This is a genomic window from Amycolatopsis sp. NPDC004368 (genome assembly GCF_053602515.1).
This window is the reverse complement of sequence record NZ_JBSGDT010000001.1, coordinates 1-10,923: the sequence shown is the minus strand read 5'-3', so window position 1 is coordinate 10,923 and position 10,923 is coordinate 1. Positions and strand designations below refer to the sequence as shown.

The window sequence follows — 10,923 nt, the reverse complement described above, 5'->3', positions numbered from 1 at the left end:
ACCAACCCCAGCCCGGACTGAACCAAACGCCTCAGCCCGTCCCACAGCCAACCAACCCGCACGCCGGCCAACAACCGCACTCGCCCTACAACCCGGGCTTTCAGCCCTACCCAGGGCCCTACGCCTACCCGATGCCGCCCTCACCCCAGCCGTACCCGCAGCAGCACTACCCCCAGATCAACCCTTTCCCGCCCTACACCCCGCCGCCCACCCTGAGCGAGCGGCTCGGCAAGGAGGGCGCCGGGTCGCGGGTGCTCGCGTGGATCGGTGGGGCCGTGACGTTGCTGGGTGTCGTGCTGCTGTTGGTTCTTGCCGTGCAGCGGGGGTGGCTGGGTCCGTTGCCGCGCGTGCTCGTGGGTGCGGCGCTCGGCGGGGCACTCGTCGGCGCGGGGGCGTGGCTGCACCGCAAGCCGGCCGCGCGCACCGGTGCGTTCGCCCTTGCCGCGACAGGGATCGCCACCCTTTACCTCGACGCGATAGCCGCCACCTCCCTGTACGAGTTCCTGCCGACCCCGGCGGGCCTCGCGATCGGCCTGCTGACCGCGGTCGGCGGGCTGTTGCTTGCTGTCACGTGGAATTCCCCTCTGTTGGCCAGCTCCGTTGTCGTCGCGTGCGGCGTGTGCGCTCCCGTGATCACCCAGGGCTTCACGCCTGAACTCGTGACGTTCTTGCTCATCCTCCAGATCGCGACGGTGCCTGTCCAGGTTCGACGGTCCTGGTTGACCCTTTCGCTTACTTCCTCGGTCGCGCCCTTGACAGCGTCGTTGATCGGTACCGCGCTGCACACGCAGAACACCGCCGTCGCCATCGCGACCGGTGTCGTGAGTGCCGCGATCTCTCTGTTCTTGTTGCAACGCAAGGAAAGTAATCCGTATCTGCTCTCGTTGCTCGCCATTGCTCCGCTGCCGGTTCTGGTCGCCGCCGTGGTGCTTCCGAAGACGCAAGCGGCACTTTTGGCGGGCGGTACGGCCGTTGTCCTTGTCACGACATGGCCGCTCGTGCGCGGCCGAGCCGGGAATGTCGCGGGCGTGGCCGGTCTCGTCGCGGCGCTGCAAGCCACTGTCACCGAATTCGACGGCAGCGCAGTGCTGCTCGGCGAAGCCGTCGCGCTCGCCTTCGCCGCTGGCTACACGAAAAACCGTTTCGTGCTAGGCGGTGCGCTCGTCTTCGCGGTGATCGGCGGGTTGGTCGCGGTCGTCAAGGACGTCACGCCGGCGCTCCTCGTGGTCCCGCGCCCGCACCCGACCACGGACCTGTTGGCCGCGCTTGTCGCCGCTGCTCTCATGCTGGGTGCCGCGCTCGCGTTGACGTGGGCGGCGGTTCGCATCGAAATCCTCAAGCCCGCCAAGCTTTTGCCGTGGTTGCCGGGCGGCTTCGCGGCGCTCTACGGCGCCGCCGGCCTCGTTCTGTGCGCCGCGCTGCTCGCCGTTCCCGGACGGTCGGGTTTCCTGCTGGGCCACGCGTTGATCACCGTCTCCTGGACGGTCGCCGCGCTCGCCCTGCTTCTCCGCGGTATCGCTGTCGTCGCGCTTCGCGTGGTGGGGCTCGTGCTGGTTGCCGCTGCGGTCGCGAAGCTCGTTCTGTTCGACCTCGCGGCGCTCGACGGGCTCGCCCGAGTGGGTGCATTTCTCGGCGCCGGTCTCGTTCTTTTGCTTGCAGGGAGCCGATATGCGCGGATGGTCGCCTCGCGCTAGCGGAAACTGTCGGTGCGTTGTGGTTCTCTTGATCTCACCACTTCCGAGGGGAGACCGAGATGACGTACACACCCGACCCGAACCTGATCAAGCGCGCCGGCGAGTCCGTGGGCTGGCTGACCACCATCACGCCGAAGGGGCGTCCCGCACCACGTCCGGTGTGGTTCGTCCTCGACGGCGACGACATCCTGGTGTTCAGCCAGCCCGGCACCGCCAAACTCCGCCACATCGCAGCAGGCCCGGAGGTGAGCTTCCACCTCAACAGCGACGAACACGGCGGCAGCATTCTCGTCGTCAACGGCCGAGCACAGGTCGACGACGGCAAACCCTCCGATGCCCCGGGGTACCTCGAGAAATACGAGCGGTCGTACACCGGGATCGGATACGCCGACGCGGCCGCGTTCGACGCCTCGTTCTCGGTGCGCATCCGCATCGTCCCGGAGCGCTCTTGGGGGTTCTAGCGTCAGAATTCGACGTCCAGGCAGGCCAGCCGGGCGCCCGCGGTTCCGGCGTGACCGGGGTCGGTGTGCGTGTGGGTTTCGTGGATCACCACGGAGTGCGCGCGTCGTGAGCCGAACGTCCAGTCCACAGTGGACTCCGCGTGACCCCGACCGAAGCGGTCGGTGGTGAAGTCGAGCCAGATCTCGTTGCGCGGGTTGGCGTAGGCGGGGTCCACCGACGGCTTCACCGGGTCCGGCGAGTGCTGGAAGTGAGGGCCGGCGTCGTCGCCGGTGGGGCCGCACGCGTTCGCGTGGGCGTGGGCGCCGTACTGGTGGTTCGGCAGCAGGCCGGTGACCAGGAGCGTGGTGGTGGTGCCGGTGGCGCGCGCCGAGGTGCCGAACACGTGGGCCTGTGCACCGCCTGGGACGAGGTCGGTGCGGTAGGTCACGGCGCGGGCAGCGGGGGTGTATCCGGTGAAGGCGCCGTGTGCGGAGGTGAAGTGCACCGGTGTCGCCGCGTCGGCGGTGGCGGGGGTGGCGGTGGTCAGACCGGACAGGCCGGCGAGCCCGGCGACAAGAGCAGCGGAAAGGAGTGTGGGGGCAATTCGCATGATCATTCTCTAGTCAGCGCGCAGGCTGCGACGCCATGGGCGCCACCCAAAGGTGTGAGCGTTTTCCCCGTCGTGAACGGTGTCGGGTGAATCGTCCGCGGACCGGCCGGCCGGTCCGCGAGCGCGGCGAGCCGCCGGGGTCGGGCTTAGTGTTTGGGCACGAGCCGACGCTGGAGCCCTCGATGACTGACCGCGACGAGCAAGACCGAACCAACCCGCCCTCCGCCTACCTCGCAGGAGCCGAATTCCGCCGCGGGGCCGGGTCTGCCGGTGGCCCTCGCTCTTCCTCCGACGGTGCACCGTCGGAGGAAGCCGACAAGTTCATCGACAGCACCGACGTGGAGCACACCGGGGAGACGCACAACCAGAAGCTGCAGCGCAACGTCTCGGAGCTGCTTCAGGAACTGCGTGTGGCGCAGGCCGGGGTGCAGATCCTGTTCGGGTTCCTGCTGGCGGTGGTGTTCACGAACCGGTTCGAGCTGGGCGACGGGTTCGAGAAGGGGTTGCACCTGACGGCCGTGCTGCTGGCGGTCGCGGCCACGGCCTTGCTCACCGCGCCCGCGGCTTGGCACCGCCTGCTGTTCCGCACGGGCCGCCGTGACGAGATCCTGCGCGTCGGCAACCGTGTCGTCCTGGCCGGCTTCGTCTGCCTCGCGGCGTCGGTGACCTTGACGGTCGCCCTCATCGCGAAGGTCGTCTACGGCATCGCGGCCCTCATCGGCGCGGGAGGCTTCACCGTCCTGCTGTTCGGCGTTCTCTGGTTCGTCGTCCCGCTTCGCCTTCCCAGGGACGACCCGGTCCCGTCCGAACGACGGCGTTCAGACACCGCCGGAAAGCCCTGACCCGGCCGGAGCTCACGTCGGTGCGGCACGGGGTCGCTCGGCGGCGCTCCGACGGCATGGGGCCAGCTTGGTGCGACGGGGACTTGCCGCGCGGACGAACGCGGCGGGCCGTGCGCTGGGCGGTCGCGCGGAGGCCCGGTTGTGCGGTGAGGCCCGTGGCTTGGCGATTACTGCCGCGGGCCGACTGCGGCGGCTCCGTTCGCGCCGGCGTGCGCGGTACGAGGGTCGGCTCGTGGACCGGCCGGTGGGAGAGGGCTGCGCGTGGACGAACGCGGCGCGGTCGGACCGTTCGCGAGGCGGTCGTGCGCGAGTGCCTCTGCTGGGACGTGCGCGGCGGAACTGTTCGCCTGCGCGGCGCGGTATGAGGGGTGGGCTCGTGGAGCGGCCGGCGTGAGAGGGCCCCTACGCGCGGACGAACGCGGCGCGGTCGGATCCGTCCGCCAGGTGTTCGTGCGCGAGTCGGTTCTGTTGCGAGGTTCGCGGCGGGACCGTTCGCGTGACGGCGCGGTACGCGGGGTCGGCTCATGGACCAGCTGGCGTGAGAGGGCTGCTCGCCCGAAGCCACGTGGCACGGTGGGACGGTTCGGGAGGTGATCATGCGCGAGTCGCTTCTGCTGGGAGGGTTGGGGCGGACCTGTTCGCCTGCGCGGCGCGGTACGAGGGGTGGGCTCGTGGAGCGGCCGGCGTGAGAGGGCCCCTACGCGCGGACGAACGCGGCGCGGTCGGATCCGTCCGCCAGGTGTTCGTGCGCGAGTCGGTTCTGTTGCGAGGTTCGCGGCGGGACCGTTCGCGTGGGCGGTGCGGCACCAGGTGTCGGCTCGTGTGGTCCTTCGGTGCGAGGCGGCTGCGCGCGTGGACAAACCGGCACGGTCGGACCGTTCGCCGGGCGGACATGCGTGGCCAGATTGCGCCGTCTGGATCGCGGCGGGCGATTGGTGCCGCGGGCCGAGTGCGGTGAGGTCCGTTCGCGCTGAGCGGCGCGGCGCGAGGGGGTGGCAGCCGGCGCGAAAGGACCGTTCGCGCGCACGAACCGGCGCGACGGGGCCGTTCGCACCACTCACCGTGCCGGACAGCCCCAACCACCCGCCGCGCAGAGGTGGTGTTCACCGGTGCGTCGGGGCGGTGTTGCCGTGGGTGTCGGGAGGTTTGCGTAGCTTCCGGCGGGTGACTGACTCCTCCCGTCGGACCTTCCTGCGCGGTGCCGGGCTGCTCGGTGCCGGTGCTGCGGTGTCCGCGATCCCCGCCGTCGCCAGGGCGGCCGAAGCCCGAGCCGAACCGACCAGTTCGCCGGGAAGGGCCATGGGCCCGATGCCGACAGCCCCCGGTTCACGGTTGTCGTCATGCCCGACACGCAGTACCTCTTCGACGAGGACCGCAGGGACGCCGCGCCCGTGGAGGCGTCGCTGAAGTACGTGCTGGACAACCGCGCCGACAACGTTGTCTTCCTCGCCCACCTCGGCGACCTCACCCAGAACGGGCAAGCCGGCGAGTTCGCGGGCATCAGCCGCTCGTTCCAGGCGCTCGACCGGCAGCGCTTCCCCTACAGCACGCTCGCCGGCAACCACGACATCAACGCCTCCACCGACGACCAGCGCGGCCGCACCCCGTACCTCGACGCGTTCGGGCCGCAGCGGCAGAAGAACTCGCCGACGTTCCGCGGCGCCTCGAAGGACGGCTACAACACCTACCACGTCTTCCACGCCGCCGGCCGCGAGTGGCTGGTGCTCGCCATGGACTGGCGGCCGTCGGAGGCCGGCTTCGCCTGGGCGAGGCAGGTGCTCGCGCAGCACCCGCACACGCCGGTGATCCTCACGATCCACGAGCTCGTCGACGCCGACGAGCAGAACCGGCCGTTCCTCTCCGACTTCGGCCAGCAGGTGTGGGACGACTTCGTCAGCAAGAGCGACCAGATCTTCCTCACCCTCAACGGCCACTTCTGGCCCCCGAGCCGCCTGGTGAAGCAGAACGCCGCCGGCCACGACGTGCACCTGCACCTCACCAACTACCAGGACCGCTACTACGGTGGCAGCGCGATGATCCGCCTGTACCAGTTCGACCTGGCCCGCGGCGTGATCGACGTCCGCACGATCTCGCCGTGGCTCGAAGCGCAGCGCAACCTCACCGAGCTGCAGCGCATCGAGGTGGAGCGCAGCACCGACGTCGACTACTTCAGCCTCGAAATCGACTTCGACCAGCGGTTTTCCGGCTTCGCACCGATCCCCGTGCCGCCCGCCAGGCCCGCGCGGCAGGAGCTGGTGCCGGGCACCGTCGCGTACTGGCGGTTCGAAGGTGGCACGGCCGGTGCGCCGGTTTCCGCCGACATCAAGGACCTCACCGGCCAGGGCAACGACCTGCGCCGCCTGACCCTGCCCGGCAGCGGCCCGGAAGCCCTCACCTACTCCGCCGAGTTCTCGCCACGCCAGCCCTCGCGCGGCAGCCTCCGCTTCGACGGCGGCAAGAACCCCGCCCACGGCGCCTACCTGCAGACCGTGGACAAGGCCCCGATGAACGCGTTGACGTTCCCGCACGGCTACACCATCGAGGCCTTCATCCGGCTGCCCGCCGACTTCCGCGACGGCAACCACGGCTGGTGCGGCATCTTCGGCCGCACCAACCCGGGCGGCATGGCCGGCAGGACCGGCGACGATCCGAGCGAGCCCGCCGCCACACTGTCCCTTTCGGACGGTGCCGAGCTCCAGTGGGCCGTGTTCCCGCTCAACCAGAACGGCATCTCCACCAACTGGGGCCACGAACTGCCGCTCGCCAAGTGGTGGCACGTGGCCGTGGTCAACGACGGCAAACACACCACGATGTACGTCGACGGCTGCCCGCTCCTGCGCAACCCGAAGACGCCCGCCACCGGCCTGGCCAACCCGGGCGGCGGCTGGTTCCTCGGCGCATATGCCTACGACAGCAAGGTCGAGCAGGGCTTCTACGGTCTGCTCGGCGACGTCCGCGTGGTCGACCGGGCCCTCCCGGTCCGCGATTTCCTGCTGGGCTGACCCCTTCCGCAAAGGCACCTCGACTTGTTCGGGGCGCCTTTCGCCTGCCCGAGGGATCCGCGACGCACAGGTAAAGGCACTACGGCAATCCGGCCGGCTGCTCCGGGAGCACGACGTCCAGGCAGCTCAGCGTGCGAAGGCTGTGACGCAGCTGGATGTGGCGTACAACGGATGTGCTTCGGCTGGCTCGACGCGCTTTCCGGTGAACGCACCTGCAGTGGCCGGCTCGGCATTTTCGACGAGGAAGACGACTACGAACCGCTGCTCGTGGATTGGCGGGGCTGTGTGGTGGGTGAGGGAGGGCCGGGGCCGAAGAGAAAGCCCGAGACCCGAGTCCGGCGGAGAGCGGTGGGAAGAGCCGGGCGAGTCGCAAGCCCACCCTCAGACACCCAGTCACAACGGCAAAAGAGGCCCGTAGCTCACACCGTCAGGTTGCCCCAGGCGTAGTTCTGCTTCGCGAGCTTCAGGTATACGAACAGTTCCGTCGAGGTCACCCCGGGGATGGGGCGGACCTGGTCCCCCAGGACGGCGAGCAGGTGTTCGTCGTCGCGGCAGATGAGGGCGGCCAGGAGGTCGAAGCGGCCTGCGCAGAGGATGACCTGGTGGACGTCGGGTAGGTCGGAGAGGCGGTTGGCGACTTCGCGCGGGTCGCCGCTTACGGTGATGCCGATCATGGCCTGGCGGGTCAGGTCGACGTTCTCGGGGGCCGTCACGGCCACGATCTGCATCATTTCGTCGCGAAGCAGGCGTTGCACGCGTTGGCGCACGGCGCCCTCCGAGAGCCCCACGGCTTTGGCCAGCGCGGTGAACGAGGCGCGGCCATCGTTCTGGAGCAAGGCGATCAAGGTTCGGTCGGTGCCGTCCAACGCCTTCGGCGTGCGTTGCTCCTCGACCTTCGTACGGTATCCGTCACCCATGCCGTCCCTCCCTGTGTTTCGGCATGTGATTCCTTAAGCGCGCAGCGTATCTGCCCTCGCGGCGAAACAGGAGCATGTTTCAGGATTCACGTGATTCCCCGGCCCGGCCGGATGTGACAGCGAAATCAGTGGTCAAGCCGCCACTTCGGTGATGTTTCCGAGGGGGTGATGTGCGACGGAGCACAGGGGCTGCCGAGGATCGGCCGGTAACCGGTACCGTCTGGCGGCCGTGAAGGCCCCGATAGCGGCCCAACCGTAGCCCGACAGCGGCCCGGCAGAGACCCTGTTGCGAGAGATACACGAGAGGACCGGTCATGACGGAAGCCGTCGCGTTCGGTGCGCACCCCGCCCCGACGGTGCGGGCCAAAGGCCTCCGTTCGGGGGCACTGGGCATGGTGTCGGCGATGGTGATCGGGATGTCGTCGACGGCCCCGGCCTACTCGATCGCCGCGACGCTCGGCTTCATCGTGCTCGCGGGTACCGGCTTCAAGGCCGCCGCGTTCATCCTGCTGTCGTTCATCCCCGTGCTCTTCGTGGCCGTCGCGTTCCGTGAGCTCAACACCGCCGAACCCGACTGCGGCACCAACTTCACCTGGGCGACGCGCGCGTTCGGCAGCCGTGCCGGCTGGATGACCGGCTGGGTGGTCACCGTGGCGCAGCTGCTGGTGATGAGCAGCCAGTCGGCGCTCACCGGCAAGTACACGCTGCTGCTCATCGGCGCCGACGGCCTCGCCGACAACAGCGCCGTGACCACCGCCATCGGCTGCGCGTGGCTGCTCGCGCTGTGTTACCTGTGCTACCGCGGCATCGAGGTGTCCGCGCGAGCGCAGTGGATCCTGCTGGGCATCGAGCTCGCCGTGCTGGTGATCTTCTCGGTCGTCGCCCTCGTACGGGTGTACGGCGGCAGCGCCGGCCCGCAGGCGACGCACCCGCAGTGGAGCTGGCTGTGGCCCAACGGCGTCAGCCTCGGCACGGCCGTGTCGGCGGTGCTGCTGGCCGTGTTCATCTACTGGGGCTGGGAGAGCTCGCTTTCGGTGAACGAGGAGTCGGCCGACCCGCGCCGCGCGCCCGGCCGCGCCGCCGTGCTGTCCACGGTGCTGCTCGTGCTCAACTACCTGCTCGTCACGGTCGCCGCGCTCGCGTTCGCCGGGGTCTCCGAGAATGGCATCGGCCTGGGCAACGAGGCCAACTCCGAAGACGTGCTGGCCGGCCTCGGCGGCGCGGTGTTCGGCGACTCCGGTCTCGGCAAGATAATGGGAGTGCTGCTCATCATCTCCGTGCTGACCAGCGGCGCCGCGACCAGCCAGGCGACGATCATGCCCGCCGCGCGCACCACGCTCTCGATGGCGAGCCACGGCGCACTGCCCAAGATCTTCGGCCGCGTGCACCCGAAGTACCAGACGCCGTCGTTCTCGACCTGGACGTTCGGGCTCGTCTCGCTCGTGCTGTACGTGCTGCTCGCGGTCTGGAGCGACAACGTGCTCTCGGACTCCGTCGACGCCGTCGGCCTCACGATCGCGATCGAGTACACGATGACGGCGCTGGCGTGCGTCTGGGTCTTCCGCAAGACACTGTTCGCCAGCTTGCGCCACTTCTTCCTGCGCGGTGTGCTGCCGTTCGTCGGCGGGGTGTTCTTCCTGCTCGTGCTGGTGCTCGCCGTGATCGAGTACGCGAAGCCCGACGCGGGCGAGACCACCGTGTTCGGCATCGGCGGCGTCGCGGTGATCGGGGTCGTGTCGATCCTGATCGGGTTCCCGTTGATGTTCGCCGTGCACCGCGCGTGCCGTGAATTCTTCGCCGGGCGCCGGCTGCCCCGCGGTTCGGTGCGTCGCGGTGGCGACGTAATCGAGGCAGCTTAGGCTCGGGGTATGCCGGACACACAGTACGAAGACCTGCTCCGCCACGTGCTCGACACGGGCGCGGCCAAGCAGGACCGCACCGGCACGGGCACGCGGTCGATCTTCGGGCACCAGCTGCGCTACCGGCTGGCCGACGGCTTCCCGCTGGTCACGACCAAAAAAGTGCACTTCCGCTCGATCGCCTACGAACTGCTGTGGTTCCTGCGCGGCGATTCCAACGTGCGCTGGCTGCAGGACAACGGCGTCACGATCTGGGACGAGTGGGCCTCACCCGAAGGCGAGCTCGGCCCGGTCTACGGCGTCCAGTGGCGGTCGTGGCCGACCCCGGACGGCGGCCACGTCGACCAGCTCGCCGACCTGCTGACCACGCTGCGTGACAACCCGGACTCGCGGCGCATGATCGTGTCCGCGTGGAACGTCGCCGACATCCCGCGCATGGCGCTGCCGCCGTGCCACGCGTTCTTCCAGTTCTACGTCGCCGGCGGCGAGCTCTCGTGCCAGCTCTACCAGCGCAGCGCCGACCTGTTCCTGGGCGTGCCGTTCAACATCGCGAGCTACGCCCTGCTCACGCACATGATCGCCGACCAGGTCGGCCTGCGCGTCGGCGACTTCATCTGGACCGGCGGCGACTGCCACATCTACGACAACCACGTCGACCAGGTCCGCACGCAGCTCGCACGCGAGGCGCGGGAGTTCCCGACGCTCAGCCTCAAGCCGGCGGGCAGCCTCTTCGACTACACCTACGACGACATCGCGGTGGAGGGTTACGACCCGCACCCGGGCATCAAGGCGCCGGTGGCGGTGTGATCGGGGTCGAGTGGGCGCAGTCGGCCAACGGCGTCATCGGCCGTGACGGCGAGCTGCCGTGGCACCTGCCCGAGGACATGAAGCACTTCCGCGAGCTGACCGCGGGCGCGACCGTGCTCATGGGCCGGCGCACGTGGGAGTCGCTGCCGCCGCGGTTCCGGCCGCTGCCGGGGCGGCGCAACCTGGTGCTGTCGCGCACGCCGCAGGACGGCGTGGAGACGTTCCCCGACCTGGAGCAGGCGTTCGCCGCGGTGACCGGCGACGTGTGGGTGATGGGCGGCGAGGCCGTGTACCGGGCGGCGCTGCCGTTCGCGGACCGGATCGTGGTCACGGAGATCCAGGAGCACTTCGAGGGCGACACGTACGCGCCTGAAGTGGGGCGCCCGCCGGACTCCACCGGGGAGTGGCTGGAGTCGTCGACCGGGCTGCACTACCGGATCCTGACCTGGGGTCACGGTGTCGATTGCTAATAATCTGACCACAGCCACGGCCGAATGACTTCGCAGCGAAGGTTACGTGCTGCGAGGGGGTCGGCCTGCTTTTGGTCGGATCACTAGGGCCTGTCCTCAAAGCCAGATGAGCAGTGTGGCCAGATCGATCATGCTCCGGTAGGAGGCGGCGGTCTTGTCGAACCGGGTCGCGATGGCACGGAACTGCTTGAGACGGTTGAAGCAACGTTCGACGACGTTGCGGCGTTTGTAGGCAGTGCGGTCGAAAGCCGGTGGACGTCCACCGGCCCGGCCGCGGCGCA

General features: G+C 69.3%; 9 protein-coding genes and 1 pseudogene. 7 read left to right on the top strand and 3 right to left on the bottom strand.

The genetic code is table 11. From position 1 onward, the window contains the following. Both ACWEOE_RS00050 and ACWEOE_RS00045 read left to right on the top strand, forming a co-directional pair. A partial coding sequence (locus ACWEOE_RS00050) for a DUF2339 domain-containing protein (RefSeq protein WP_452001625.1) occupies nt 1–1,694 on the top strand: 1,694 nt, incomplete at its 5' end. Between the two features lie 59 nt (nt 1,695–1,753). Then, on the top strand, nt 1,754–2,155 hold the full coding sequence (locus ACWEOE_RS00045; protein ID WP_452001622.1) for a TIGR03667 family PPOX class F420-dependent oxidoreductase: 402 nt from the start codon (nt 1,754–1,756) through the stop codon (nt 2,153–2,155). A gap of 2 nt (nt 2,156–2,157) precedes the next feature. On the opposite strand, the gene ACWEOE_RS00040 is transcribed toward ACWEOE_RS00045, so the two are convergent. Beyond that, nucleotides 2,158–2,745 carry a superoxide dismutase gene (locus tag ACWEOE_RS00040; RefSeq protein ID WP_452001619.1) on the bottom strand — a complete coding sequence of 196 codons (588 nt, stop codon included), beginning with the start codon at nt 2,743–2,745 and terminating at the stop codon, nt 2,158–2,160. 338 nt (nt 2,746–3,083) lie between these two features. Here ACWEOE_RS00040 and ACWEOE_RS00035 point away from each other — a divergent pair, with 338 nt between their 5' ends. Both ACWEOE_RS00035 and ACWEOE_RS00030 read left to right on the top strand, forming a co-directional pair. Then, the gene (locus tag ACWEOE_RS00035; RefSeq protein ID WP_452003273.1) at nt 3,084–3,587 is read left to right on the top strand and encodes a DUF6328 family protein; all 504 of its coding nucleotides are present in this window, start codon (nt 3,084–3,086) and stop codon (nt 3,585–3,587) included. 1,164 nt (nt 3,588–4,751) lie between these two features. Further along, nucleotides 4,752–6,589 (top strand): annotated as a pseudogene (locus ACWEOE_RS00030) (LamG-like jellyroll fold domain-containing protein). Nucleotides 6,590–7,008: 419 nt separating this feature from the next. Here the strand turns inward: ACWEOE_RS00030 and ACWEOE_RS00025 are convergent. Continuing rightward, complete coding sequence (locus ACWEOE_RS00025) at nt 7,009–7,506, bottom strand: Lrp/AsnC family transcriptional regulator (protein ID WP_452001616.1); 498 nt, start codon at nt 7,504–7,506, stop codon at nt 7,009–7,011. Between the two features lie 314 nt (nt 7,507–7,820). Between ACWEOE_RS00025 and ACWEOE_RS00020 the strand changes: the two genes are divergently transcribed. The 3 genes from ACWEOE_RS00020 to ACWEOE_RS00010 are packed head-to-tail and all read left to right on the top strand — an operon-like array spanning nt 7,821 to nt 10,642. Beyond that, nucleotides 7,821–9,365, top strand: coding sequence for an APC family permease (locus ACWEOE_RS00020; RefSeq protein WP_452001613.1), 1,545 nt, complete (start codon nt 7,821–7,823; stop codon nt 9,363–9,365). Nucleotides 9,366–9,374: 9 nt separating this feature from the next. Further along, nucleotides 9,375–10,172, top strand: coding sequence for a thymidylate synthase (locus tag ACWEOE_RS00015; RefSeq protein ID WP_452001610.1), 798 nt, complete (start codon nt 9,375–9,377; stop codon nt 10,170–10,172). Further along, nucleotides 10,169–10,642 carry a dihydrofolate reductase gene (locus ACWEOE_RS00010; protein WP_452001607.1) on the top strand — a complete coding sequence of 158 codons (474 nt, stop codon included), beginning with the start codon at nt 10,169–10,171 and terminating at the stop codon, nt 10,640–10,642. Before ACWEOE_RS00015 ends, ACWEOE_RS00010 begins: the two co-directional genes overlap by 4 nt. Before the next feature lie 96 nt (nt 10,643–10,738). Here the strand turns inward: ACWEOE_RS00010 and ACWEOE_RS00005 are convergent. Next, a partial coding sequence (locus ACWEOE_RS00005; protein WP_452001605.1) for a transposase occupies nt 10,739–10,923 on the bottom strand: 185 nt, incomplete at its 5' end.

Bases quoted from the DNA above. Each gene is read 5' to 3' on its own strand.
- ACWEOE_RS00020 (WP_452001613.1), top strand. From the start codon at position 7,821: ATGACGGAAGCCGTCGCGTTCGGTGCGCACCCCGCCCCGACGGTGCGG.
- ACWEOE_RS00045 (WP_452001622.1), top strand. From the start codon at position 1,754: ATGACGTACACACCCGACCCGAACCTGATCAAGCGCGCCGGCGAGTCC.
- ACWEOE_RS00015 (WP_452001610.1), top strand. From the start codon at position 9,375: ATGCCGGACACACAGTACGAAGACCTGCTCCGCCACGTGCTCGACACG.
- ACWEOE_RS00040 (WP_452001619.1), bottom strand. From the start codon at position 2,745: ATGCGAATTGCCCCCACACTCCTTTCCGCTGCTCTTGTCGCCGGGCTC.
- ACWEOE_RS00025 (WP_452001616.1), bottom strand. From the start codon at position 7,506: ATGGGTGACGGATACCGTACGAAGGTCGAGGAGCAACGCACGCCGAAG.